This is a genomic window from Bartonella sp. SL320, from assembly GCF_059687635.1.
On the sequence record NZ_CM185143.1, the window covers coordinates 1,622,283 to 1,648,530 of the forward strand.

The 26,248-nt window shown below is 38.0% G+C and carries 19 protein-coding genes and 2 pseudogenes; 5 read left to right on the top strand and 16 right to left on the bottom strand.

Going from position 1 to position 26,248, the window contains the following annotated elements:
* Positions 1-420: 420 nt before the first annotated feature.
* Complete coding sequence (gene ubiA, locus AC6ER8_RS06670) at positions 421-1,425, bottom strand: 4-hydroxybenzoate octaprenyltransferase (RefSeq protein ID WP_497077932.1); 1,005 nt, start codon at positions 1,423-1,425, stop codon at positions 421-423.
* A gap of 90 nt (positions 1,426-1,515) precedes the next feature.
* Here ubiA and purD point away from each other — a divergent pair, with 90 nt between their 5' ends.
* Positions 1,516-2,790, top strand: a complete 1,275-nt coding sequence (purD, locus tag AC6ER8_RS06675; RefSeq protein WP_497077933.1) for a phosphoribosylamine--glycine ligase — start codon at positions 1,516-1,518, stop codon at positions 2,788-2,790.
* Positions 2,791-3,779: 989 nt separating this feature from the next.
* On the opposite strand, the gene AC6ER8_RS06680 is transcribed toward purD, so the two are convergent.
* The 7 genes from AC6ER8_RS06680 to AC6ER8_RS06710 all read right to left on the bottom strand — a co-directional run bounded on the left by AC6ER8_RS06680 (position 3,780) and on the right by AC6ER8_RS06710 (position 10,719).
* Positions 3,780-4,307 (bottom strand): DUF6101 family protein, encoded by a 528-nt coding sequence (locus AC6ER8_RS06680; RefSeq protein ID WP_497077934.1) that lies wholly within the window; start codon positions 4,305-4,307, stop codon positions 3,780-3,782.
* A 144-nt stretch (positions 4,308-4,451) separates the two neighbouring features.
* Positions 4,452-5,861 (bottom strand): FAD-binding oxidoreductase, encoded by a 1,410-nt coding sequence (locus tag AC6ER8_RS06685; RefSeq protein ID WP_497077935.1) that lies wholly within the window; start codon positions 5,859-5,861, stop codon positions 4,452-4,454.
* A 2-nt stretch (positions 5,862-5,863) separates the two neighbouring features.
* Entirely contained in the window at positions 5,864-6,826 is a 963-nt protein-coding gene (locus AC6ER8_RS06690) for an L-threonylcarbamoyladenylate synthase (protein WP_497077936.1), read from the bottom strand.
* Positions 6,823-7,464, bottom strand: coding sequence for a ribonuclease HII (gene rnhB, locus AC6ER8_RS06695; protein WP_497077937.1), 642 nt, complete (start codon positions 7,462-7,464; stop codon positions 6,823-6,825). Before rnhB ends, AC6ER8_RS06690 begins: the two co-directional genes overlap by 4 nt.
* Positions 7,465-7,749: 285 nt before the next feature.
* On the bottom strand, positions 7,750-8,658 hold the full coding sequence (locus AC6ER8_RS06700; RefSeq protein WP_497077938.1) for a 4-(cytidine 5'-diphospho)-2-C-methyl-D-erythritol kinase: 909 nt from the start codon (positions 8,656-8,658) through the stop codon (positions 7,750-7,752).
* A 236-nt stretch (positions 8,659-8,894) separates the two neighbouring features.
* Positions 8,895-9,743: a S49 family peptidase gene (locus tag AC6ER8_RS06705; protein ID WP_497077939.1), complete on the bottom strand. Its 849-nt coding sequence runs from the start codon at positions 9,741-9,743 to the stop codon at positions 8,895-8,897.
* Positions 9,744-9,930: 187 nt separating this feature from the next.
* A complete protein-coding gene (locus AC6ER8_RS06710) occupies positions 9,931-10,719 on the bottom strand; it encodes a tRNA1(Val) (adenine(37)-N6)-methyltransferase (RefSeq protein WP_497077940.1) in 789 nt (262 codons plus the stop codon).
* 180 nt (positions 10,720-10,899) lie between these two features.
* On the opposite strand from AC6ER8_RS06710, the gene AC6ER8_RS06715 reads away from it, so the two are divergent.
* The 4 genes and pseudogenes from AC6ER8_RS06715 to glyS all read left to right on the top strand — a co-directional run bounded on the left by AC6ER8_RS06715 (position 10,900) and on the right by glyS (position 17,023).
* Positions 10,900-11,976 carry a polyprenyl synthetase family protein gene (locus AC6ER8_RS06715; RefSeq protein ID WP_497077941.1) on the top strand — a complete coding sequence of 359 codons (1,077 nt, stop codon included), beginning with the start codon at positions 10,900-10,902 and terminating at the stop codon, positions 11,974-11,976.
* Between the two features lie 93 nt (positions 11,977-12,069).
* A complete protein-coding gene (locus tag AC6ER8_RS06720) occupies positions 12,070-13,764 on the top strand; it encodes a tetratricopeptide repeat protein (protein ID WP_497077942.1) in 1,695 nt (564 codons plus the stop codon).
* 97 nt (positions 13,765-13,861) lie between these two features.
* Positions 13,862-14,801 (top strand): annotated as a pseudogene (locus AC6ER8_RS06725) (glycine--tRNA ligase subunit alpha).
* Positions 14,801-17,023 (top strand): glycine--tRNA ligase subunit beta, encoded by a 2,223-nt coding sequence (gene glyS / locus AC6ER8_RS06730; protein WP_497077943.1) that lies wholly within the window; start codon positions 14,801-14,803, stop codon positions 17,021-17,023. Before AC6ER8_RS06725 ends, glyS begins: the two are co-directional and overlap by 1 nt.
* A gap of 1,408 nt (positions 17,024-18,431) precedes the next feature.
* Here glyS and AC6ER8_RS06735 read toward each other — a convergent pair.
* From AC6ER8_RS06735 to AC6ER8_RS06770, 8 genes and pseudogenes are all read right to left on the bottom strand, one after another.
* Positions 18,432-18,926 carry a F0F1 ATP synthase subunit B gene (locus tag AC6ER8_RS06735; protein WP_497077944.1) on the bottom strand — a complete coding sequence of 165 codons (495 nt, stop codon included), beginning with the start codon at positions 18,924-18,926 and terminating at the stop codon, positions 18,432-18,434.
* A gap of 11 nt (positions 18,927-18,937) precedes the next feature.
* Positions 18,938-19,504, bottom strand: a complete 567-nt coding sequence (locus AC6ER8_RS06740) for a F0F1 ATP synthase subunit B (protein WP_497077945.1) — start codon at positions 19,502-19,504, stop codon at positions 18,938-18,940.
* A gap of 123 nt (positions 19,505-19,627) precedes the next feature.
* On the bottom strand, positions 19,628-19,858 hold the full coding sequence (locus tag AC6ER8_RS06745) for a F0F1 ATP synthase subunit C (protein WP_005773968.1): 231 nt from the start codon (positions 19,856-19,858) through the stop codon (positions 19,628-19,630).
* Positions 19,859-19,912: 54 nt separating this feature from the next.
* The gene (locus AC6ER8_RS06750; RefSeq protein WP_497077946.1) at positions 19,913-20,671 is read right to left on the bottom strand and encodes a F0F1 ATP synthase subunit A; all 759 of its coding nucleotides are present in this window, start codon (positions 20,669-20,671) and stop codon (positions 19,913-19,915) included.
* A gap of 7 nt (positions 20,672-20,678) precedes the next feature.
* On the bottom strand, positions 20,679-21,113 hold the full coding sequence (locus AC6ER8_RS06755) for an AtpZ/AtpI family protein (protein WP_497077947.1): 435 nt from the start codon (positions 21,111-21,113) through the stop codon (positions 20,679-20,681).
* A gap of 685 nt (positions 21,114-21,798) precedes the next feature.
* On the bottom strand, positions 21,799-23,223 hold the full coding sequence (gene der / locus AC6ER8_RS06760; RefSeq protein WP_497077948.1) for a ribosome biogenesis GTPase Der: 1,425 nt from the start codon (positions 23,221-23,223) through the stop codon (positions 21,799-21,801).
* A 4-nt stretch (positions 23,224-23,227) separates the two neighbouring features.
* Positions 23,228-23,899 carry a DUF2659 family protein gene (locus AC6ER8_RS06765; RefSeq protein WP_497077949.1) on the bottom strand — a complete coding sequence of 224 codons (672 nt, stop codon included), beginning with the start codon at positions 23,897-23,899 and terminating at the stop codon, positions 23,228-23,230.
* Positions 23,900-24,471: 572 nt separating this feature from the next.
* A pseudogene (locus AC6ER8_RS06770) lies at positions 24,472-26,243 on the bottom strand (SLC13 family permease).
* Positions 26,244-26,248 lie beyond the last annotated feature (5 nt).

Sequence of the window (26,248 nt, forward strand, 5' to 3'; positions counted from 1 at the left end):
GGTTGGTTGATCATATTCTCTATCGCTTGAAGTTAGGTTAGCGATAAACTCATTGAAGAGAAAGTTCTGTATTCAGCAAAACGATAATCTTAATTTTGAACTTCTGGTAAGAAAAACTGTGATCTTCAAAGGAAACCTAGAATAATAAAATAGTCATCTATATTTTGATTCTAATGAATAAATAGAAAGTGCACTTTCTATTAAAAAGTTGTTCATTCCTCTTAAAAGTCTATTTTGATTTCAATAAACTTTGACAAGACTGTTATTTCTAACCAGAAAAATCTGAACACAACTCATTATAAAATACAAATAAATTTTGAAAATTCAAAAAATTAGAGACTTTAAAATCAATGAAAGTATCTTTGAACTTTCATTCCTCTCCTCATTATCACAGCATATCTGACTTTATCTAACGTGTCATTAAACTGCAGAATAAAATATCCTCCATAGACCCCCGCATACTAAACCAGCAAAAATCACAAAACCAATAAGCGAATTAGATTTAAAAAGCCTGAGGCATTGTGAACTATTATCTATATCAATAACTTTAATTTGAATAAACATATGGATGCTTGCCACGCAAATCCCCAAAAAACTTAATAGAGGTACTTTAGCCAAATAAAATGCTAAACTCACAAATATGACAAAACCACCATACAAAAAGACTAAAGCATACTTGGTTCCTTGACCAAAGAGAAGCGCTGTAGAACGAACACCTATCGTCGCATCATCTTCTTTATCTTGATGTGCGTAAATTGTATCGTATCCTATCGTCCACAAGATTGATCCTACATAAAGTAAAATGGGTGCCCAGCTTAAATTTCCAAACACAACAGCCCACCCCATTAATGCCCCCCAATTAAATGCAACCCCTAAAAAAAACTGTGGCCAATAGGTTACGCGTTTCATAAAAGGATAAAGTGCAACCGCTATCAATGATGAGATACCTAGACAAAAACTAAACCTATTAAATTGTGATAAAACCCCTAAACCAACCAAACATTGCACAAGTATAAAAATTTTTGCTTGAAACCGACTTACATGACCTGTCGGTAAGGGACGAGAACGTGTTCGCTCTACTTGAGAATCGATTTTATGATCAATAAGATCATTCCAAGTGCACCCTGCCCCTCGCATAGCGATGGATCCCAGAAAAAAAAGAAAAAGATACCAAACCCAATGAAAAAACATTGATAAAAGAGACTCATAATGCATGTCATAAGAGAGAAAAGCCATTGTTGTTGACCAAAAACAAGGCCACATCAATAATTGCCATCCGATAGGCCGATCCCAACGCGCCAATTGCGCATAAAACCATAAAGAACTGGGAAGAAAATTATAGACCCATTGTTTGGAAGATGCATCCATAACCCGTCCTTGGCTATTATAGGACTGAATATGAGGAATATTTTTATTTTTTTTCATCAAATGATTTACCTTTAGTCTTGCGATAGAGACATTTCATTCTTATGAGAAGAAGATGAAATTAATCATCTTTTATGAGAGGAGCAAGCAATGAATATTCTTCTTATTGGCTCAGGCGGACGAGAACATGCTTTAGCATGGAAAATTGCAGCGTCACCACTGCTAACAAAATTATATTGCGCTCCTGGAAATCCTGCAACAACAGAATTTGGTGAAAATATTAATTTAGATATTAATGATCACCCTCTTGTTATTGAGTTTTGTAAAGCACATTCTATTGATCTTGTCATTGTAGGACCAGAGGCGCCATTGGTTGCCGGTATCACAGACTCTCTTAATAGCGCTAACATCTGTGTCTTTGGTCCAACTCAAAAAGCAGCTCAACTGGAAGGTTCCAAAGCTTTCACAAAAGATTTATGCCGTAAGAATAATATTCCTACAGGAAGCTATCAATGCTTTAATAATGCTGATAAGGCCAAAGCTTACATTCATCAACAAGGTGTTCCCATTGTCATTAAAGCTGATGGCTTAGCAGCTGGAAAAGGTGTCGTGGTTGCAACAACTATGGAAGAAGCATTGAATGCTGTGGATTCCTGCTTTAAAAGTTCCTCCAGCGAAGCAGGAAACAAAATTGTTGTAGAAGCTTTTCTTGAAGGTGAAGAAGCAAGCTTCTTTTGTCTTTGTGATGGTAAAATTGCCCTTCCCTTTGGATCTGCTCAAGATCATAAGCGTGTGGGAGATGGGGATACGGGAGCAAACACCGGTGGTATGGGGGCTTATTCACCAGCACCCATCATGACCGAAGAAATGGTAAATCGTACCCTTAAGGAAATTGTTGAACCCGCTTTGAAAAGCATGCACGAAATGGGGGCACCCTTTAAAGGCATTCTCTTCGTTGGATTGATGATAACGCAAAGAGGACCCGAACTCATTGAATTTAATGTACGATTCGGTGATCCTGAATGTCAAGTTCTTATGATGCGCCTCAAAGATGATATTCTGCCGATTTTTCTTGCCGCAGCTCAAGGAAATCTTGAAAATAAACCTCTCCAGTGGTCTGAAAAAATGGCTCTCACTGTTGTTATGGCTGCTCATGGTTATCCAGGCTCTCCCCAAAAAGGGACTGTTATCCGTAATGTTGATAAAGTAAACACGCTTCCCGATGTGAAAGTTTTTCACGCTGGTACCGCATTGCGCAATGGAGAACTTATTGCAAATGGTGGGCGTGTTCTCAATATAACAGCAACAGGAAAAACGATTACCAACGCACAAAAACGTGCTTATGAAGCCGTTAACTGTATTGATTGGCCAGAAGGCTTTGTTCGTCGTGATATTGGATGGCGAGCTATTGCGCGAGAAAAATAAATCTTTTGGTCTTCTTCGATTTTATTCTTTTACTTAAGAGCACGATATATGCATATTTATTTGTTTTTCGTTAGCCATAACTTTGGAAAAAACGCATATATTTTCCTTAAAAAATAAAATGCCTAAAAAAGAACGCACTTCATATTATTTATGCATAAAGCAATAGCTTTTGTGCTCTTCCTCCCATTTCATGATATTAATCGTAAAGTGTATAAATCCACCTCATTATCTCTATTGAATAAAGACAAAAACCGATACCGTTATTGTAGCCAACACCCAATGTTACGATACCCCCTGCTATCTAGAAAATTTATCAGAGCATTTTTCTTGTTTTTATGGTTTTCATCCCCATGGGCATCCCCTCCCAGTAACATGCAAAAAAATAATTTTGATTAGACGAAATAAATGAAATGAAAATATTATATTTCTCGCTCTCATTCGATATGATAAAATGTTTTATTATTTTTATAAATCAATAATTTACTTTATAAAAAAGCAAATTTAAAAAATACTCAAAGAAATCTATTCCTGCTTTAATGATGTAAAAAAAACAAAAAGTTATACTGCCAATAAATTATTCCATTGTTGTGAAAACTCCCCTATCTGAAAAAAGCGTTGCGGTTTTAACAACAAAATGGGTATACAAATTATATGCTTGCTGAAAATGTTACTGTCAAAAATCTCCCCTTCACAGTTGGTTACAAGCATTAACTTCCTCCCCGCCCTGAAGAATGGAAACTCCTATCCTATTTGATTTGTTAAAAGTTAGATCTCTTATTGAGTGGATTCCTTTTAGTTCTCACTCATGCACTTCGCTCACACAAAGACCAATAAAAAAAATTAAGAATATTCAACCACATCTTCTAAAAACGCATCATGCGTGCAGTTTACACACCTTATATCAGCGCTCCGAACAACGAAATCTTATAGCGCAACAAGAAAAACGCTCGTGGTCGCATAAAACTAAAATAATCAATGCATGCTAATATTTACTGGAGTGCAATGCGATTCGCAATTACCAAACGCAAACCTAACGGATTGCTATAACGAAGTAAAAAGCGCTTTTGTTTAGAATGCCGCGTTGTGCAAAAAAATCGATGTAAATCAGAACGATCTTTGACAACAACAATACGATTATCTTCATTAATCATCAGCATGGGAAGGCCATAAGTATCCGCCCATAACCGCCAGTCTAAAAGAACATTATTCAAATCTCTAGAAACCAAAAGTGGAATACAAGATTCCTCATCAGCATGAAATAACTCTAATGCAACTGCTCTTTCTCCTGAACGTGTTTTTACGGTACGCGCTGCAATTCCTTTGAAATGATAAGGGGGTACTAAATGCGATAAGCTTGAAGACTTATCCGTTTTAAAAAAAACACCGCGCTCATTTAACGAACAAATAACCTGATTGCCCGTTTTGGGTGAAAAATATGCTGTCGTTTGTGGCAAATGGCACGGATCTAACCGAAATTCAAGCACCGCTTTTGCCTGATTAAAGCATTGATTAGCCATATATAGTGTCCCAATTTATCTTAAATAACATACACCTTTTAGCAGCTTTTCCTCATTGAATTATTAAAAGTTTGAATAAAAAACAACAGGTTTCTTTTTTGGTTATTAAAATCTAAACAAAAATACATGATCACCATTCTTGAATTATAAGACTTTTCCAGGATTCATTATCCCTAAAGGATCAAGTGTCTTTTTAATCCCTTGCATAATATCCAATGCGACTGGCGATTTAAAAGAACGAAGTTCTTCACGCTTAAGCTGACCAATTCCATGCTCAGCAGAAAATGCACCTTTATAGTCCATCACTAAACGATGAATGTGATGATTCATTTTTGACCATAATTTCAAAAAGACTTTAAGATCAGCACCAATGGGTTGCGTAATATTATAATGCAAATTTCCATCGCCCATGTGTCCAAAACAAATCACCCGTGCCCCTGGAGCAATCTCTTCAACAATATGTGCTGCCTCAGCAATAAAGTCAGGAATGGAGGCAAGGGGTACGGCAATATCGTGCTTAATAGATCCTCCCGCTAATTTCTGTGCGGGTGATATGGCTTCACGCAATTGCCAAAAAAAATCTTGCTGTTTTAAAGATTGTGCAACAACTGCATCTTCTATCACCGTATTCTTTAGGGCTTTTTCTAGAATAATATTCAATACGGATAACGCCTCATCACTCCCTTGCAACGATGAAATATTCATCAACACATACCATTCATGTTTCTGCTGGAGAGGAGACTTCTCACACATCTTATAATCTAAAGCCATTTGCAAACTGAGATCTCCCATAAGCTCAAAACTCGTTACCATCCCTCCTCCATATTCTTGAGCCAAAGATAAAAACTCTAAAGCCTTTGCTGGACTATGTAATCCCACCAAAGAAACAGCTTTTCCTTTTATTTTCGGAAAAATCTTTAAAACGGCTGCGGTTATAATGCCTAGCGTCCCTTCCGCACCAATAAAAAGATTTTTTAAATCGTAACCGCTATTGTCTTTTTTAACAAAGCGCAAATCATCCAAAAGTCGGCCATCTGGTAAGACAACTTCCAAACCAAGACAAAGATCACGCATATTGCCATAGGCTAAAACAGCTGTTCCTCCAGCATTCGACGAAAGATTTCCCCCTATTTGGCAAGAACCTTCAGATGCCAAAGAAAGAGGAAAAAAACGCCCTGATTCATCCACTTTTTTTTGTAAATCCTGTAAAATAACCCCAGCTTCTACAATAACAAAATTCCCCTCAAGATTCATCATTCTAATCTTATTTAATCGCTCCATGGATAAAAGAACGCTCTTTCCTCTTTCATCTGGTTGCTGCCCCCCCACAAGCCCTGTATTTCCACCCTGAGGGACAATTGGTGTGCGTGTTTTGCTCGCAAGCTGCATAATCGATGAAATTTCTTGCGGTGAAGATGGACGTAAAAGTAAAGGCGTTTTTCCATGAAAAAGCCCTCGCTCTTCAAGTAAATAGGGTGCAATCAACGCCTGATCTGTTATCGCATGCTTGGCACCAACAATTTCTTTAAACCTCTCAATTAATTCCTGCTCCATGTTCATTTCTCCCTTGGAGCTGCAGCGCGTATCAGACGATCATTGATCGCCTCCCCTAATCCATACGATGGAATAGGTTCTACGGCAATACATCTCACTTTAAATGAATCCAATTCCTTCATGTATTGAAATAAATGAGAAGCTGCCTCTTCCAACTTTCCTTCTTCACTAAGGTTTAAAATAAAAGCGGCATTTTCAACCCCCATAACGCGTTTTGGACCAAATGCTAAAAGCGCTTCGCCCTTTTCCACCTTTTCTACATTCAAACGAATCGCAGCATTGGGGGCATAATGTGACTTTAACATCCCTGGCGCTTCAATCGCCGCCCTTTGATCGATCCGTTTTAAAGACTTCCCCACAACTTCTTCAATTTTATCAGCCGCAAGCCCCCCTGGACGCAAAAGATAAATATTTTCACCACAAGTCTTAATAATTGTTGATTCAAGCCCTATTTGAGAGGGGCCTCCGTCCAATATCAAAGGAACAGATTCCCCCAAAGATGCAAAAACAGCCTCAGCTGAAGTAGGACTAAGACGCCCCGATTGATTCGCACTAGGTGCAGCAAGTGGACGGCCAAAACATTGTACAATTTCCGCAAAACGGCTGTCTGGAAAACGAATAGCCAATGTATTCAAACCAGCAGTCGTTAAAGGATGAATATTATGTTGTTTCCTTAAAGGTAAAACCAATGTCAAAGGACCCGGCCAAAATTTCTCCATTAATTGGCGTGAAAGAATATCAATTTCAACGTAGCGCTCCGCCATTTCAATACCGTTAACATGCGCAATAAGAGGATTAAATTGCGGACGCTTTTTTATAGAAAAAATGGAAGAGATCGCCTTTCCATTAGTTGCATCGCCCGCTAATCCATAAACAGTTTCTGTTGGTAAAGCGACTAAACTGCCTTGTTCAAGAAGCGCTACTGCTTCTTTTATCGAAGCACTATTGAGGGGTTGAATCGTCATGATACATCATTCCTATAACGCTCTTTGAGTGGCGCAAAACTATAACGATGTAATCCTAAAATTGGACCATTTTTATCAAGAGCTGTACGATGAGCGAGTGTCCCATACCCTACATGCTTCTCTAAACCATACCCTTTATAAACCTGTCCAGCACATTCCATCATCCGATCACGCGTTACTTTCGCAATAATAGATGCGGCTGCAATTGAAACCGACCGCTGATCACCCTTAATCAATGCCGTTGCGGGACAAGGCAGTTGAGAGGGAATATCACGTCCATCAATAAGGACATAGTGAGCTGGAATAGCTAATCCTGTAATACAACGACGCATGGCTTCTAAAGTTGCTTTTCTAATATTAGATTGATCAATGGTACGAGCACAAAGACTAGCAATCGAAACCGCTAAAGCACTTTGCAAGATTTCATAATAAAGTTTACTGCGTTGAAGAAAAGAAAGCTTTTTTGAATCATTTAAGCCATCAGGAATATGATCTTTATCCAAAATAACTGCGGCCGTTACCACCGGTCCAGCGAGAGGGCCTCGTCCTACTTCATCCACCCCAGCTATATGCAAAAAACCCTGGTTTTGCAAATCTAATTCGCATGAAAAATTTGGCTGAAGTGGCAAATTAAACATCTTTGATCAATCACAAATATAAAAAATACCCACCTATTTCTGCAACCTGCTTATTTCTTGCAAACGTCACAGTTTTCAATAGCTCTTCAAACACTCTATGAATTCTTGCATAAAAGATTTAAAAAAACAGGAAATAAAGAGTATTCTATTGTCTATTTTCTCTTCTAGGAAATCATTCTAGCATGTATTCATTTTATCTGAAAAACAAAAAAATACATTTCTTTACTTCCCCTCCCCATTGTGTATAAAAAATTATGAAGAAATAAAAGCTTTTATCATTATTTCTTAAATAGTCCCTAATGTCATGATAGGTTTTACAAACCAGTTTGGATGTGTTGATTTGATAAAAAGAGCAGCCTGTTGCGCTGCTTGTTGATTTTTAAAAATGCCAAAACACGTTGCCCCCGTTCCAGACATACGAGAAAAAAGAGCCCCACACTCATTTAACACAGATAACACTTCAGCGAGCTGAGGTGCCATTTTTAATGCGGGAACAAAAAGATCATTACGCGTTTCTTTTAAAGCTTCAACCAATGAATCAACGCTCTTTAAAGCGATGGGGTCAATTTTTAAAGAAGGATGATGATGCTTGTCTAACGCTTTAAACACAGCTTGTGTTGAAATCTCTTGACCATGATTAACCAAGACTATTGCAAAAGAACAGGCTTCTTTTAGTCGTATAATCTCTTGGCCAATCCCTTTAACCAAAAGTGGCTGCTGATATTCCAATGCAAAAAGACACATAGGAACATCAGCACCAAGAACTAAACTCATTTTTGCTAATTTTTCACAAGAGCAATCAATATTCCACTGTTGACGTAATATGCTGATAACCCCGGCGGCATCCCCTGAGCCACCACCAACGCCTGAAGCAATAGGAAGTGTTTTTACAAGTCGAAAAAAAGCAGGTTGAGCCTTTTCAGGAAAAGTCTTATGCATCAAATCCCGTGCACGAATAACCAAATTGTCTGAATGAGACACAAGCTCTTTTGAAAACGGTCCCGTTAAAACAAACTGGTCACTTTCACAAGGCGCATAGTACAGACAATCACCGCTAAGACTAAAATAAACCAAACTTTCTATAAAATGATAACCATCAGCACGTTGCCCTACAACATGCAAAGCTAAATTCAATTTAATGGGTGTAAACACATAAGAATGGCTTTGGAACGAAACTTGTACATCCGATATCATATGACGCAATATTCACTTTTACAGGGTTCTTTTACAAATATTCCCTTTGTACCCATATGAACACCAACCCTATAACAATTCGAAATATTCTTAAATTTTTTTCTAAATAAACAATACATATTATGAAGAACTCTCATATAAAATAAATGACACGTTCTCATTCATATCATTTCAAGCCTTTTTTTCTAACATCTGTTTTGAAACAAACTCCCCTCTCGTTTGAATAATCCTTTCCCTTACAAACCGTAACGCTGCCAAAGTGCCCGTTCTTCTGCTGCCATCAATGCACTATCAATGGCTGTATAAACCGTATGAGCTGTCACTCCTGCAGGGGTTTTAGGCCCTAAAATACTTTTTGGAAGTGTAATAAGTCGAAGTTTTGCCTCATTACCAAAACGCTCCTTAATAACAGAACGTACATCATTTAATCCGTCAATCAAACCAAGTTCAACACTTTTTGTTCCACTCCAAAACATGCCTGTAAAAATATTTGGATCATTTGATAATTTTGCAGCACGCCGTTCTTTAACTAAATCGATAAAAGTTTGATGCACTTCAAGTTGGAGAGATTTCAAATGCTCAATATCCGCCTTTTTTTCCGGCTGAAATGGATCTAATGAAACTTTGTTTTTTCCTGCTGTGTATACACGACGCTCGACACCAATTTTCTTCAAAAGTTCCGGAAAACCGAAGGAAGATGAAACTACCCCAATGGAACCCACAATCGAAGAAGGATCAGCAAAAATTTCATCTCCCGCACAAGCAATCATATAACCACCAGAGGCTGCGATATCTTCAACAAACACAAGAACTTTTTTATTTTTTTCTTCTGCCAAGTCACGGATACGCTTGAAGATAAAACGCGACTGTACAGGAGAACCACCAGGAGAATTAATGATAAGTGCAACAGCCGGTGCTTTCTTGTATGCAAAAGCCTTCTCTAGAACATTTGCATATCTGCTAAGGGAAAGCGTACGCGATATAGATGTTGATGAATCCATAATGGCCCCTTGAAGGCGAACAACAGGAATTTCAAGTTTACTGGAAGAAAAACGCCGTGGAATAAGATTTTTGATAACATCCATCAAAACAAAATCTCCTTAATTTAAGAACAATTAAATAGGCAAGGACACAAAAAAGGCAAAACACGATAGCACCCAAAAGCGCCAATCAAGCCCCACATGACAACCAAAAATATAATTTCACCCAATTAAACCTCCCTAATAACAAAGTTTAGACTTTAAATAATAAACTTAAAAACACAAGAGACCATTACAAAAGTTCCCACAAGCTTATATATCCGTTATTAATCGCATCAATCTGTGGCGAAAACGTATGGTCATTATTTTCATGGATAACCAATGCCGGTAAAATAGATAAGGCTGCTCTGCTTCCTCGTTTTGCATAAAATAAAAGGCGAATTGCTGCTGTTTTTGCACGTGCATGCACAGGAATAATACAAATACCCCCAAAGCGCCCTTCTAAAGCGCGTAAAATATCTGTCAGTGATTGTGGACGTGCGATGAGCCCTAAGTATCCTCCTGGTTTAACAATAGCTGCTGCACTGCGTAACCAGTTATCAAACATTGCTTCAGGCATCACATGTGCTTCAGATTTTTGTTTATCAGGTGTTTTGCGATCAGTAGGATTATTAAAAGGTGGATTCATAATCGCAAAGTCAAAACTATTATCTATCAAACCTGCTTTTATACGGTCCTTCCCTCTAAAGGTAACATCGGCTTCTAGCAAACAAACGCGGTCAGAAAATTTTTTATTTTGTTTGAGCATAAGCGTTTTTTGAGCGTAAGATACCATAAAAGCGGAACGTTCAACTAAGGTAACGTGAACTTTCAAACAACGCGAAGCAACAGCCAACCCTGCAGCTCCACTACCTGCCCCTAAATCAACAACCTTACCCTTTAAATGACTTGGAACCAAACTAGCTAACAACATCGCATCCATTCCAGAACGATGCCCCTGTTTATGGGGTTGAACCAAATAAAATTTCCCACGATGAAAACTGTCTATTGTTTCACCACTCTGATTCGCCATTTTGTCCATTTAAAAGCCTAATGCTCACCTTTATAAACCGCACTTTTATCCTCCAGCTGCTGTTTTAATTTTTTTATCATTTCATAACAATAATATTACGCTGGCTAAAAAAACATTTCTTGCCAATATTATTCGAAGCTTACACTCTAATGCGCGATCAAAAGCTTGAGTCAAAACAAAACCCCCTTTATGCTAGTCAATAAAATAATTTTTATATATGTTCATTGCAATACTCTAGGAGTAAATATATTGAGTGTAGCTATCAAACCAGAACCAATAAGAAATGATCAAATTTCTCTGCAATCTCTTGTTAATCTTACGCAACAAGATATGGAGCGCGTCAATCAATTTATTCTCTCTATGGCAAAATCAGACGTTGAAATGATCCCTGAAATTTCTAACCATCTTGTTTCATCAGGTGGAAAACGATTACGCCCAATGATTACACTCGCTTCTGCTCATATGTTCGGTTATCAAAGTGATGGGCATATAAAACTCGCAACTGCTGTTGAATTTATGCATACAGCAACATTGCTACATGATGATGTAGTTGATGAAAGTAATTTGCGACGTGGAAAATCTACGGCACGGATGATTTGGGGAAATCAAGCAAGTGTCCTTGTTGGAGATTTCTTGTTAGGACAAGCTTTTAAAATGATGGTTGATGTCGGTTCCATGGAAGCGCTTTCTGTCCTAGCAAATGCTGCTGCAATTATTGCTGAAGGAGAAGTTTTACAACTTTCTGCCGCAAAAAATATCAAAACTAGCTCAACCGACTATCTTAAAATCATCAATGCAAAAACCGCAGCACTTTTTTCAGCGGCTGCTGAAGTAGGCCCCATTATTGCTGGTTATGGAAACAAAGAACGTTCTGCATTACGTGAATATGGAACATCTTTAGGTTTAGCTTTCCAATTGATTGATGATGCCCTTGATTATAGTGGCAGTGCTCAAAATTTAGGAAAAAATATAGGCGATGATTTTAGAGAAGGGAAAATCACGATGCCTGTTATTCTCGCATATGAGCGTGGAAATATGGCTGAAAAAGCTTTCTGGAAACAAGCGCTTGAAGATGGCAATAATAGTAACGAAGCCTTTACACATGCACAAAACTTAATGGAGAAATATAATAGCATTGCAGATACCATAGAACAAGCACGTATCTATGGGAAACATGCCATTGATGCTCTTATTCCTATGAATGGAAATCCTGCTTACAATGCTCTGGTTGAAACTATTGAGTTTTGTATTGCGCGCGTAAACTGATTCTTGCAAGAATCGCAGTATTTCTCAACAAAGTAATGAGATATGATCTATAAACGACACAATCAATTGATTATCTTGAAAAGGATTAGCTCCATGTGCTCTGTAACGGTAGTCCGAATTTTTACCCTCTTTATCGTGGGTATCATGCTGATGCCATCCCCTACCTACAGTAAAATAAGCACCGCGATTCATACAAGTTCTTTTACAGGGGCTTATCTCGCTGGAAGGGTTGCAAATCATGAAAATAAAATAGATCTTGCCATCGACTATTTTAAACAAGCACTCGTCTATCAGCCTGATAACATTGAAACACAAAAAGAGCTCCTTGAAGCTATGCTTTCGGTGGGAGACTTTAAAGAAGCCGTACAACAAGCCCACAAGCTCAAAGAACAAGACGTTATAACGCCCTTTGTTTCCCTAACATTGTCAATAGAAAGCCTCATCAAAAAAGACTATAAGAATGCCAAGCTTCTTCTGCAATTAAAAAAGCCTCCTACAGCCAATAATCCAATACCTGAACTCATCAGTGCTTGGATTACATTTGGATCTGGACAAAAATCTCAAGCAATCGCTACTCTTAAGAAGCTTAAAGGCCCTGTCTGGTATGAGCTTTTTATATCCTATCATCTAGCACTTATGAGCGATCTTGCAGAACGGCCACAGGAGGCAAAAAAATATTTCATTAAAGCACTCAGTAACAAACAGGGGACTCTTATCGCTCCGAATACCTATGAACGTATTATTACAGCCTATGCCTCATTCCAATTGCGCCATAATATGCGTAACCAAGCTCTTCAAACAATCCAGCATGGCGAACAAATGTTGTCAGCTCGAGAAGTCTTCAAAAGCTTGCGCGAAAAAATTGAAAAAAATGTTTTTTTAGAAAGGTTAATAAAAACACCTCAACAAGGAGCAGCCGAGGTATTGTATAATTTTGGAACAGCTCTCAACTACAAAAACTCAGGACGGATTGCACGTATTTTAAAACAATTATCTTTCACCTTATACCCTCAAAATGATGCAACACTCTTTCAGCTCGCACAAATTTCTGCTAAATTGGATGATGCTCAGCAAGCCATTAAGCTTTATCGCGCTTTATCTCCCAAATCTCCTTATTATAAAGATGGACAACTTCATCTTGCATTCCTTCTTGCCAGTAACAACAATTATAAAGAAGCAATAAAATTACTCACATTGTTAAATAAAAAGTTTCCCAATGATCGTAACATTTTGATAACACTCGTTGCTTTTTATATGCAAAACAATAATTTTCTTGGAGCCACGAAAACTCTAGACCATGCAATTGCCCAGATAAAAAACTTTCAGCAAGACGATTGGAAACTTTTTTATCAACGTGGTATTGCTTTTGAACGTCTAAAACAGTGGACAAAAGCAGAAATTGACTTGCGAAAAGCCCTTGATTTTTTTCCAAACCAACCACAAGTTCTTAATTATTTAGCCTATTCCCTGGTGGAGAGAGGTGAGAAGCTTGAAGAATCGCTCCACATGCTGCAAAAAGCTTCTTCTTTGCAAGCTCATAATAGTCATATCCTCGATTCTTTAGGATGGGCTTATTATAAATTAAAAGACTATAATAAAGCAGTGCAAATATTGGAAAAGGCTGTCAGACTTCAACCTGAAGACCCAACATTGAATGATCATTTAGGAGATGCCTATTGGAAAGTTGGACGTAAACGGGAAGCCATATTTCAATGGAACCACGCAATTGATGGAAAACCAGAAAATGCTAAACAAATTCAAAAAAAATTGAAATTTGGTTTGCAATAAATAATACTTACCCGTAAACCACATAAAATAATAAACAAAGAGACTAAAGTTTCTTTACTCGCTATCTATATCGTTCAATATTTAAAGAGTATAAAGCGTGAAACTGCCTGAGCATCTTGACCCCAAACGTTCTTTTCAGGGACTAATCTTAACTTTGCAAAATTATTGGGCCCACTATGGATGTGCGATTTTGCAGCCTTACGATATGGAAGTTGGTGCTGGAACTTTTCATCCAGCAACCACACTACGCTCTCTAGGTCCACGACCTTGGAAAGTCGCTTATGTCCAACCCTCTCGACGTCCAACAGATGGCCGATATGGTAAAAATCCAAATCGTTTACAGCACTATTATCAATTCCAAGTTCTTCTCAAACCCTCTCCCCAATCTACAAGAACTTTATATCAAATCGCTACAAGCTATCGGCCTTGATACAAAGCTGCATGATATTCGCTTTGTTGAAGATGATTGGGAAAGTCCAACCCTTGGCGCTTGGGGGTTAGGGTGGGAATGTTGGTGCGATGGAATGGAGGTCTCTCAATTTACTTATTTTCAACAAGTTTGCGGCATTGAGTGCGCCCCAGTTTCAGGAGAACTCACATACGGTCTTGAGCGTCTAGCGATGTATATCCAAGGGGTTGATAATGTCTATGATCTGAACTTTAATGGTTTGGAGGGAGAAAACAAAATAAGTTATAGAGATATTTTTCTACAGGCAGAACAAGAATATTCATATTATAACTTCGAATTTGCTGATACAAAATTGCTCCACCAGCATTTTATCGATGCTGAACGCGAATGCAATGCACTTCTTGATACAGGAAAACCCAATAAAGAAGATGCCTTCCATCGCTGTGTCTTTCCTGCCTATGATCAATGTATTAAAGCGAGTCATATCTTTAATCTTTTGCAAGCACGTGGCGTTATTTCTGTAACCGAACGACAAAATTACATTCTTCGCGTTCGTGATCTCGCGCGCCGTTGTGGGGAAGCCTTCTTACTCACAGAAGCTGGACAAATATACTCTGGAGAGGCCTAATGTCTGATCTTCTTCTTGAACTTTTCAGTGAGGAAATCCCTGCACGTATGCAACAAAAAGCTGCTGCTGATCTCAAAAAAGCTGTTACAGACCAACTTGTGAATGCTGGGTTGACCTATAAAGCGGCTCGTGAATATTGGACACCTCGTCGACTAACATTGGACATACGTGGACTTTCTATACGCTCAAAAGATATCCATGAGGAACGCAAAGGTCCCTCTACAAAGTCACCACAGCAAGCCATTGATGGTTTCTTGCGTGCAACGGGGCTTAACGATATTTCTGAAGCCCATATTGGACATGATGACAAAAAAGGTGATTTTTATATTGCTAAAATTGTAAAAAAAGGCCGTGCAGCAGAAGAAATTATTGCTGATATTTTACCGAACATTATCCGCAACTTTCCGTGGCCAAAATCAATGCGTTGGGGAAAAGATTCCGAAAAAAGTGGTGCTCTAAAGTGGATTCGACCTTTACAAAATATTCTTTGCCTCTTCGGACCAGAAATTGGTGAAACGCATATTATTCCATTTACAATTGGTTCTCTTAAAAGCAATAATCTTACTTATGGTCATCGTTTCTTAAGTGACGGAGAGCCATTCCAAGTACGCCGCTTTGATGATTATGTGACGAAACTTGAAACCCACAAAGTCATCCTAGATGCCGAAAGACGAAAAAATATTATTTTAGCGGATGCCCAAAATCTTTGCTTTGCAAACGGTTTAGAACTGGTTCAAGACGATGCCCTCTTAGAAGAAGTTGCTGGTCTTGTTGAATGGCCTGTTATCCTTATGGGGGACTTTGACAAATCATTTCTTGATATTCCTCCAGAAATTATTCGCTTGACCATTCGAGCCAATCAAAAATGTTTTGTCACCCGTAAACAAGGAGAAACAGTAAAACTTTCTCATCATTTTATTCTCGTTTCTAATATTCTTGCAAATGATGAAGGCAAAGAAATTTCAAAAGGAAATAGTAAGGTTGTCCGTGCCCGTCTTTCTGATGCACTTTATTTTTGGCAAACAGATCAGCGTGATTTGCCCGATATTCAACATTTAGAATCTTCTATAAAAAAATTTGATCTTGATATAAAGAAACCTCTCGATCAAAGAATGGCGCGGCTTGATCATTTGCATGTAACTTTTCATGCCAAATTAGGGACGCAAGGTGCAAGAGTAGAGCGGATTGCTAAACTCACACAAAAAATTGCCCCTTTGATACAAGCAGAGCCTCTTTTAGCGAAACGTGCAGCTATCCTTGCAAAAGCTGATTTACAAACAGAAATTGTCGGAGAATTTCCTGAACTACAAGGGATAATGGGGAAAAAATATGCCCTTCTTCAAGGGGAAGACCCTCGCATAGCTGAAGCCATTGAAGAGCATTATAAACCTCAAGGACCAACAGATCGTCTTCCGCAAGAACCTCTTGCTATAACGGTTATGCTCGCCGACAAAATTGACATGTTGGTTGGCTTTTGGCTCATTAATGAAAAACCAACAGGCTCAAAGGATCCCTATGCGTTAAGACGAGCAGCCTTAGGAATTATTAGGCTTGTCCTTTCACGCGACTGGCAAATCAATCTTATGCCACTGTTTCAGTTTGCAGCGAACCTTTTTTTACAACAAAAAAATAAATATGAGATCTCTCAAAGCGAAAATTCACAATGGCAAAATCTGCTTCCTGAAAAAACAGACTATATTTTATCAGATCTGTTATTCTTTTTTCATGACCGTCTGAAAATCTATCTAAAAGAGGAAGGGGCTCGTTATGATACCCTTGAAGCCGTTTTAAATAAAGATTCTGATGATTTTTTATTGGTTGCACGCCGTGTCGAGTCGCTGATTGCTTTTATCAATACAAATGACGGAATGAGCTTTGTAGCCTCTGTAAAACGGACTGCGAATATTCTTGAAAATGAATTTCAAAAAAGCACAACAATCGCAAATGAAATTAATCCTGAACTCTTTGTGGAGGAAGAAGAAAAGCAGCTCTATCATACAATCTGTGAAATCGAAAAAAAGATTCTTGATCCTATCAATGCAATAAATTTATCGCTCGCGCTCAGTGTGCTCGTACCACTTGGAAAAGTCATTGATATGTTTTTTGAAAGGGTATTGGTGAACGATAAAAATCCTGATATTCGTGCTAACCGTCTTGCTCTTCTCAAACGTACTCACACGATTACACAAGCGGTTGTAGACTTCTCAAAACTTGTCCTTTAATTTTAAAATATTATTAATCCATTGATTATCATTGTATATCATCATCTTATATTGAATAATATAACTGGATACCGTGGGATTCTTTCATTTCAAACCTTGCTTATATTGAAACAATTAAAACCGCTCTCTTACAACACACCATAAGCGGCCTTATTGCATCGCACAACATATTGAAAAGGAGTTAAAGCTCTCCCCATGAGCTATGCCAAGTACTGTTGCAAAATAAGAAGAATTAGCCAAATAATATAAATGCTATCAGTTTGCACTTTTTTAAATGAAACAATGATGATGCCTCATAGATTTTATACACTCTACAGAAGGACGCAATCATTCATAGGTGTTGTTGTAAAATAAAGAAGGAACCTGTGTTGAAAATTGTCTCTTCAAAACAAGCACATAAATGTGTAAAATATCTTTATTTTGTAAGATAAGATGCCTTTGGGATGCTCGTTCACAGTCTTTTTTTTAAGAAACATTTCTTCAGCCACCTAGACCCGTTTCGCAATAACATCCATTAATGTATAATGATAAAGTCCATTGAGTCCCGCCATCTTTATGCTTATAAGAGAAGCGTGCGAGCCCCGTTACATACTTTTGTCAAATCCCAATACCGACAACTCTTAGCACTTGAGACGATTGATAAGAAATAATCCTTTCTTGTACAATTTTTCCCATGAACCATTCCCCGCTTGTAACGTGTAAAAAAAAATAATTTTGCTCGATTCAACATGGTACAGATTTAAAAGGAAAAAATCTTACGGTATTCAGAGTTCTCATTCAAATTGAACAGCAGTAAGTTATCATTATAAATCAATATATAGCATATTAAAGTATCTGTTTTTTATAAAAAGCGTGCTTCCACTTAAAAACATTTCTCTGTGATTTTTGAGATAACTTTAAAAAATTGTAGAATCCCAAGTATAAATGACACTTTGTAATGATTGATTCAATCATCGAAAAACAAATTTATTAATTTATAATCATCAGCTTATCGCTTTTTTATATTCAATGAGAATATAGAATAAAGATTTCTTACTTCAAACTCTCCCACCATGAATCATAATTATCTTCGTAAGAGCGATTAACAACAGATAAAAAGATTTTTTGAAAAATAAGAGATGTGTTTTCCATAAAACCGCTAAACATAAAAGCAGTTTTTCAATGTATTATAATATCTTAACTGATAACATAATCATAATGTTTGCTGATTGCTTCGTAAAAACACAAACAATGACACGTCTCAATAACCTTCATAAATAGAATCAAAAGACGAATCTAAGCTAGAGAATACAGCTCTCTGAATTCAATGCATAACCCATTCAAGACTAGCTATCACAACATAATAGATAAAATATTCAACATTGAAAAATATGCACCTAAAGAAACAGTTTTTATCTCTAAAATACGATTAATTAAGATGTGTTTTCATTTTGCTTAATGTTTCTTTTGAAAGAGCTTCTTTAACGAGTTCATCTGTCCTGTTAGCATCTAATTCCTTTGCCATAAGGATACGTGCCGTAGAAACTGCCAAATCGATAGCCGATGAAGAAACCATGCGTACTGCATCGGCTTCTGCTTGAGCGATTTTTTGCTCTGCCAATTTATTGCGGTTTTTTACATATTCTTCTGCTTTTTTACGAGCCTCAGCAATAACAGATTCAACTTCATGCCTTGCTGCTGCGATAATTTCTTGCGCATCTTTTTCTGCTTCTGCATGTTTGCGTTGATATTCAGCTAATATTTCCTGCGCCTCTTCGCGAAGACGCAAAGCTTCATCAAGCTCCTCTTTGATACGCTTCGCACGTGCATCAAGATGGTGTATAATTTTTTGTGGAATTTGGAAATAGACTAAAAGAGCTAAGAAAAGAACTAACCCAACAAAAGCCCAAAAAGTATCACTCATCTTTGTCTTCCTCAATAATCAGCAGCTTTAACAACTGAACGAACAGCCTCTTTGCTGATATCAACATCAATCAATTTTTTCACAATTTCAAGGGCGACTTCTTCAGCGATAGAGCCAACATTTTGCATTGCTTTATCCCGAATTTTTGCTATCTGTTTTTCAGCATCTGCAAGTTTTTTCTCTAAACTCTCCTCAATTTCCTTCCGTTCAAGCTCAGCCTTTTGTTTTAATTCTTCACCAGCCGCTTGTGCTATCGTGTGAGCTTTCAGGCGTGCTTGTGCCAATTCACGCTCATAAGTTTCAACAACAGTATCTGCTTCCTGTTTCATGCGCATTGCCTGATCTAAATCAGAGGCAATTCGATCTCGACGTGTTTCAATAACACCACCAATACGTGGCGCAATCACACGAGAGATAAACAGATAAAAAAGTCCGAAAGAAATGGCCAACCAGAAAAAATGCGAACTAAAATGAACAAAATCAAAAGGTGGAAACACACGATTTGCATGCTCTGCCACTTGCTTGATATGTTCTACCGACGTTTCAGTATTCTGTGCATAAGCGCTGGAAACAAACATCTTCTTTCATCCCTTCAATAGCTTAACCCTCTATAACCGATGATAACGCACATTTTTCCGGTTAAGAGCTAAAAGGGTAAATCTTTCCTCAAAGTGAGAACAAACATACCCTTTTGATAACGATCAAACCCCAAAAAGAAGTAACAAAGCAATAAGCAATGAAAAAATACCCAAAGCTTCTGTCACAGCAAAACCAAAGACGAGACGTCCAAACTGACTATCGGCTGCTGATGGGTTACGTAACGCACCAGAAAGATAGCTCCCAAAAATATTACCAAGTCCTAAAGCTGTTCCAGCCATACCAAAGCAAGCAAGACCAGCTCCAATATATTTTGCTGCAAGCACCATTTCCATATTATTCTCCTTTAAAGCAAAATTGTACTCTCCGACGGAAACCCGCCAGTTTTATTAATGTCCTGGATGAATTGCATCATTAAGATACATACATGTTAAAACTGTAAAAACATAAGCCTGAAGAAATGCAACCAAAAACTCAAGAGCCGTAATCGCTACAGTCATAATAAGAGGCAAAACCGAACCACCAACACCTACGATTCCCACCCCAATCATTGAAACAACAAACCCCGAAAACACTTTGAGCGTAATATGACCAGCAAGCATATTCGCAAAAAGACGAAGTGAAAGACTGATGGGGCGAGAAAGAAAAGAAATAATCTCAATCATTGTTACGAGAGGCAAAACAACGACAGGAACCCCACTGGGAACAAACAGTTTTAAAAAACTGACCCCATGCTTATAAAAGCCATAACCAATCACCGTCAAAATAACCACCATTGCTAACGAAAACGTGATCATGATCTGTGAGGTTACCGTATAAAAATAAGGAAAAAGACCAATAAAGTTAGCCACCAAAATAAAAGTAAACAGAGAAAAAACTAAAGGGAAAAACTGCATTCCCTGCGCGCCGGATGATTCTCGCAAAGTCGATGCGACAAACTCATAAGCCATTTCTGAAAGAGATTGCATGCGCGTTGGAACCAATCCACGACTTGAGGATGAAAGGAAGAGAAAAATAGAAGTTACAACAACGGTAATGACAGTAAACAATGATACATTTGTAAACGATAAATCTATATTCCCTATGGAAATATTAATCAGCCGTGAAACCTCAAACTGATGAATAGGATCTGGAGCGTGCGCTGTCACTTCAACCTCATTTATCGGACCTCTTATGGGTCTCTTTATCTTGTTCATTTTGGCGCAACGCGCCTTTTTGTCCTAATTGACTGGAGGGAATAGTCCCCACAGACCGAAGAATATTTAATACACCGGCAGCAAAGCCAAGAAAGAGGAAAAATACCAATCCCCATGGCCATGAACCTGCTAACTTATCAAACCCTAACCCCAAAATAACACCAACGATAACACTTGCCAGAAACTCACTGGAAAGCTTAATTGCATCTGCCATCCTTCCTTGTGACTTTCCCCGCTCATTCTTATGTTCTCGCTTCTTTAATGCCTGTTTGCGCACTAAAGCTACGCTTAAGTTCTTACTACGACATTCCAAATCCTCTGAATGGAAACACTCCCCTTGCTTTTCCTCTTCAGCCTCTCTGCGGCTTGTGACGGGTTTTTCGCCCATAGCCATTATTGGCTCCCTAATCAAAAAGCAAAGTAAAAATGCATCTCATAAAATCGTGTGCATCATATTGTTCCCGAATTTATTCGTCAAGATATTAAAAGAAATCTATCACAATTTATCGTATAAATTTTATCGCATAAGTAACACATTTTTTAAATTCACGTGTTTTTCTAAAAGATACTTCTTAAAATTCCCAAACTAGTTTCATGATAACATCCGTAAATGGGTAAAAGCCTCCATAATAATATAAAGCTCATAGGATTATTCTCATAACTTATGAAGTGCCAAATCAGCACCATCAAACACTTTGCTAACTGCCAATGTTGTAATAGATCTCGTTTTGAAAAAATATTGAAAATTAAAAGATAATTTCAAGTTTCTTTTCGAACGGAGCATCCTCATTATATTCCCCTCTCCTCATAGCGCTTCTGTTTTTGCATTTAAATAATCCCTTAAAAAGGATTGTATGCTCTTTCTGAAATACTCTCGATTCCATTCTTCTATCGCATGCAAGAAAAAAATCTTTATCAAGAGAAATTAAAATGAGAAAGCTCTAGAACGCTCATGATAAATGATGATTATCGTTTGTTGAGGTTATCAATTTATTTTCTATAGTTAGAACACTATAACTAACGGAAAAGCTTGTTTTTAAAGTTCGATAAATTTCATTCACTTTAAAATCAAAGAGATCTCATTTCCTTTTAGAACGTGTCGCAAAAGGATTATCAGAAGCTCGTAATGATAGGCGAACTGGAATACCAAACATATCAAACGCTTCACGTAATCCATTGACAAGATAACGCAAATACGATTGGGGCATGACTTTGGGGCGCGAGCAAGAAATCATAAAGCCAGGAGGACGTGTTTTCACCTGTGTAATATACTTAACCTTAAGTCGACGCCCCGAAATTGCAGGTGGTGGATGATGTGTTACAACAGTTTCAAGCCATTGATTCAATTTAGCCGTGGAAATGCGACGATTCCACACGCGGTGCATCATCATGATATTTTCCATGAGTTTATCAATTCCTTGACCATATTGTCCCGATAAAGGAATAGCCCTTAAACCGCGAACTTGAGGAAGAAATCGTGCGCACTTTTCATGCAAATCAATTAATGTGGCCTGACTATTTTCAATAAGATCCCACTTATTGAAAGCAATAACTGGAACACGCCCTTCACGAATCACAAGATCAACAATTTGTAAATCCTGCTTTTCAAAAGGTATTGTTGCATCAAAAACAATGACCACCACTTCTGCAAAACGAATAGCACGTAAAGTATCAGAAACAGATAGTTTTTCTAATTTTTCTTGAATTTTTGATTTTCGACGCAAACCCGCAGTATCAAAAAGTTTAATATGACGACCACGCCATTCCCAATCGACAGAAATAGAATCGCGTGTTAACCCTGCTTCTGGTCCTGTTAATAACCGATCTTGCTTCAACATACTATTAATAAGGGTAGATTTCCCTGTATTGGGCCGCCCCGCAATGGCAATCCGAATAGGCTTACTTTCATCGTAAATAAGCCCCTCTTCTTCCGAAGAATTGATATCATCACCTCTAGACACTGGCTGTATCGTTATATCTTCTTCTTTGCTGTTGTCAAAAGCACGCTCTAACCCAACGGCATTTATAATGGCATCACGAAGATCACTCAGTCCCAAACCATGTTCAGCCGATATTGGGCAGGGCTCTCCCAAACCCAATGACCACGCCTCATACTCTCCCCCTGTTGCCGCTTTTGACTCAGACTTATTGGCAACGAGAACAATCGGTTTTCCTGATTTGCGAACTAATGAAGCAAAATTTAAATCACTCGGTGTTATTCCGCTCTTTGCATCAAATAAAAACAAAACAAGATCTGCTTCATCAATCGCAGCTTTTGTCTGAGAACGCATACGCCCCTCAAGTGTATGATCTCCAGCTTCTTCCAACCCAGCTGTATCAATCACATCAAAACGTAGATCTTGAAGTTTTGCCGCATGAATGCGCCGATCACGTGTTACACCCGGCTTATCATCAACCAAAGCCAATTTTTGCCCAACCAAACGATTAAAAAGTGTTGACTTCCCAACATTGGGACGACCAACGATAGCAATGGTAAGGCTCATCGATTTATTCCTTATTTGTCTTGCCCTCAGCTTGCATAAGCTCAAGCATCATTCGAGCCCTATCTGTTATTTTTGATCCCAACGCACTATCTGCAGAAATTTTCTGAAAATAATCAACGGCCTCATCAATCTCTCCTGCTTTATAAGCAGCTAAGCCTAAAGCCTCTCGTGCAGACAGACGCATAGGATCAATATCATCTGCCATATCTTTGACACGCTTTTTGACATCATCCAAGGTCCCTGTATCAACTAAAATATAGGCTGCTCGAATTTTTGCTACTTTCCGCAAAATCTGTGGTGCTTTCTCATCCGCTGCAACAGAATCAAAGATCTCCACTGACTTGATAAGATCACCTTGCTTCATGCGTAAAGAAGCCTCACGCAAACGGGCAAGAAAAGGATACCCCCCGAAATTAGAGTCTTTAACATTCTGTAATTGCTTTATCGCCTTATCAAAATCACGTGTATCCGCAAAATTAAGACTTTTGACAAATGCATCACCAACATAGCTGGCTTTCTTTATTTGCATATGATGATAAATTTGATAAATAACTATCATCAATATGAAAAGAATAACCGCCCCAATAATTGAAAAACCATAACGTCTCCAAAAAGCAAGCGCCTTTTCCTGACGAAACTCTGCATTAACTTCAGCAATAAAACTATCATACGACATATAATATACCTTGTAAAAAAATTTACTTTCTACACTTTTACGCATAAAGGGACAAAGATGGTAGTCCTAAATTAACGAAAAATCTCTAAATTGTTCAATTTATTTATTTCAAATCAGCATGTAACAAAATCAATTATATTTTTGCAACTCTCTTAATTAAAAACGATGTAAAAGCCCTTTTGGTTCATACTCCTGCTTTTACATCTCTTGAGTCTTATAAAGAAAGATCACGGACTTAATATTCTCACATGCGTTTTGATAATGTTATCCATTCTTTCCTAATTCAATGTATACCAAAGATAATTTTTTAAAGTCCTTAAAAAAACTGATATCTTATCTTTGGTTTTAAAGTTGTATTAAACATGCACAATCTTTACCAAAAATGATAGCCAAAGCGCTCTGACAAAAACCAAATAAAAAATTGTCACCTAGCTGAAAAAATACTGGAGCGTTATTAAAAACACGTTCCCCAAACTTCAAAGATTTTTTTACACAAAAGATATCCCTTCAACTTAACCTTCATACGATTAAAATCCTTCCGTAATTAATACTCAAGGCTTTTGAAAAGTATCTTATTGTAATGGCCAAACCCACATAAGCATAGGAACAGCAACAATAATGATCAACACCGCTAATGGAGCCCCCAGACGTGGATAATCACTAAAACGATATCCTCCTGGCGCCATCACGAGCATATTACTTTGATGTCCAATAGGTGTAAGAAACTCACAACCCGCACCAATAGCAACCGCCATCAAAAAAGCTTCAGGCTTATAATGAAGGGAATGCGCAAAACTTGATGCGATGGGAGCAACCATCATAACCGTTGCTGCATTATTCAAAAATGGCGTGACCAACATAGCTGTTACCAACATCAGTGCTAAAGCACCAGAAGGTGGGAAAAATATTGCCAGTTGGCTCAACCATTGACCAATAAGATCCGTACATCCCGTTTTTTCTAACGCTTCACTCACCGGAATAAGAGCTGCTAATAGGACTAATATTGGACCATCTAATGCCTGATACAGATCACGCGCGGGTAAAACGCGAAAGATAACCATTGCAGCGGCAGCAGAAAAAAAGAAAAAGCAACTGGAACAATATGAAAAGCTGTAAAAATAATGGCGACAAATAAAATCGCTAAAGATATAAGGCCATATCGTAAATTTCCAAATACAATATTGCGTTTTGCTAGGGGTAAACATTTCAACTCCCTTAATAAATTTGGAATAATCGCATCTTGTCCTCGCAAAACAATCACATCCCCAAGATGGAAAATAATATCATCAAGTCTTCCTCGTACCCTTTCATGTTGACGACTTAACGCAAGCAAATTGACATTATAGTGATCAAATAGAGAAAACTCTTTCGCACTAATGCCAATAAGAGGCGAGTTATGCGTGATAACTGCTTCAATAATATCAATGTCACTGTCTTTATCACGTGTAGAAAGAGTTTGCTCCTTAGAAAACTCTAAACGCGCAGAGTTCATCACACTATCTATTCCTGTGTGCGATCCTTCCAGCAAAACAATATCGTTTTCAGACAAAACAAAATCTGGCAATGGTGAAATCGATACTTTGTTTCTAATGATTTGAATCACCATGACATCACCACTTGATGGCTTAACTAAATCAACAATACTTTTCCCCACAATCGGTGAATTTATTGGAATATGCACTTCAGCAACATAATTACGAATATCAATGGCATCATCAAATGATCCCCCTGAACGAACACGCACAGGCAAAAGCCAATAAAAGCAGACCAAATATAGGACACCAACCGTCGCAATAACCGCACCAACTGGTGTAAAATCAAACATCGTAAAAGGTGTTCCTGCTAAACGTTCTTGCATCGCTGAGATAACAACATTGGGAGATGTTCCTATCTGTGTCATGAGCCCCCCTAACAAAGAACCAAAAGCCATCGGCATCAAAAAGACAGAAGGAGAAACCTGAGAACGACGCGCAAACTGAAAAGCGATCGGAAGCATAATCGCTAAAGCACCAATATTTTTAACAAACATTGATAAAAGAACAACAGAAAGAACCAAAAAAGCTAATTGAAGACGCACCGATTTCACATCTGGCCATATGCGTTGAATAATAAACTCCATGATACCAGAGCGTGATACAGCTGTACTGACAACAAACACACTCCCCACAATAATAACAATATCATTACTAAAACCGCTAAAAGCTTCCTTCGGACTGACAAGACCAAGAGCACACGCTATTAATAATGTACAAATAGCGACAAGATCATACCGAAATCGATCCCAAATAAAAACAACCATCATGAGACCAATAATCAAAAAGGCCATTATTTGATTTTCTGTCATAACAT

What these genes read in the sequence shown, in the direction of transcription:
- AC6ER8_RS06745 (WP_005773968.1), bottom strand. Translation starts at nt 19,858, where the DNA reads ATGGAAATGGTGCTTGCAGCAAAATATATTGGAGCTGGTCTTGCTTGC.
- der (WP_497077948.1), bottom strand. Translation starts at nt 23,223, where the DNA reads ATGAGCCTTACCATTGCTATCGTTGGTCGTCCCAATGTTGGGAAGTCA.
- AC6ER8_RS06715 (WP_497077941.1), top strand. Translation starts at nt 10,900, where the DNA reads ATGCTAGTCAATAAAATAATTTTTATATATGTTCATTGCAATACTCTA.
- AC6ER8_RS06720 (WP_497077942.1), top strand. Translation starts at nt 12,070, where the DNA reads ATGTGCTCTGTAACGGTAGTCCGAATTTTTACCCTCTTTATCGTGGGT.
- AC6ER8_RS06705 (WP_497077939.1), bottom strand. Translation starts at nt 9,743, where the DNA reads ATGGATGTTATCAAAAATCTTATTCCACGGCGTTTTTCTTCCAGTAAA.
- AC6ER8_RS06710 (WP_497077940.1), bottom strand. Translation starts at nt 10,719, where the DNA reads ATGGACAAAATGGCGAATCAGAGTGGTGAAACAATAGACAGTTTTCAT.
- AC6ER8_RS06680 (WP_497077934.1), bottom strand. Translation starts at nt 4,307, where the DNA reads ATGGCTAATCAATGCTTTAATCAGGCAAAAGCGGTGCTTGAATTTCGG.
- AC6ER8_RS06740 (WP_497077945.1), bottom strand. Translation starts at nt 19,504, where the DNA reads ATGTTTGTTTCCAGCGCTTATGCACAGAATACTGAAACGTCGGTAGAA.
- purD (WP_497077933.1), top strand. Translation starts at nt 1,516, where the DNA reads ATGAATATTCTTCTTATTGGCTCAGGCGGACGAGAACATGCTTTAGCA.
- AC6ER8_RS06755 (WP_497077947.1), bottom strand. Translation starts at nt 21,113, where the DNA reads ATGGCTATGGGCGAAAAACCCGTCACAAGCCGCAGAGAGGCTGAAGAG.
- AC6ER8_RS06700 (WP_497077938.1), bottom strand. Translation starts at nt 8,658, where the DNA reads ATGATATCGGATGTACAAGTTTCGTTCCAAAGCCATTCTTATGTGTTT.
- AC6ER8_RS06735 (WP_497077944.1), bottom strand. Translation starts at nt 18,926, where the DNA reads ATGAGTGATACTTTTTGGGCTTTTGTTGGGTTAGTTCTTTTCTTAGCT.
- rnhB (WP_497077937.1), bottom strand. Translation starts at nt 7,464, where the DNA reads ATGTTTAATTTGCCACTTCAGCCAAATTTTTCATGCGAATTAGATTTG.
- glyS (WP_497077943.1), top strand. Translation starts at nt 14,801, where the DNA reads ATGTCTGATCTTCTTCTTGAACTTTTCAGTGAGGAAATCCCTGCACGT.
- AC6ER8_RS06765 (WP_497077949.1), bottom strand. Translation starts at nt 23,899, where the DNA reads ATGTCGTATGATAGTTTTATTGCTGAAGTTAATGCAGAGTTTCGTCAG.
- AC6ER8_RS06685 (WP_497077935.1), bottom strand. Translation starts at nt 5,861, where the DNA reads ATGGAGCAGGAATTAATTGAGAGGTTTAAAGAAATTGTTGGTGCCAAG.
- ubiA (WP_497077932.1), bottom strand. Translation starts at nt 1,425, where the DNA reads ATGAAAAAAAATAAAAATATTCCTCATATTCAGTCCTATAATAGCCAA.
- AC6ER8_RS06690 (WP_497077936.1), bottom strand. Translation starts at nt 6,826, where the DNA reads ATGACGATTCAACCCCTCAATAGTGCTTCGATAAAAGAAGCAGTAGCG.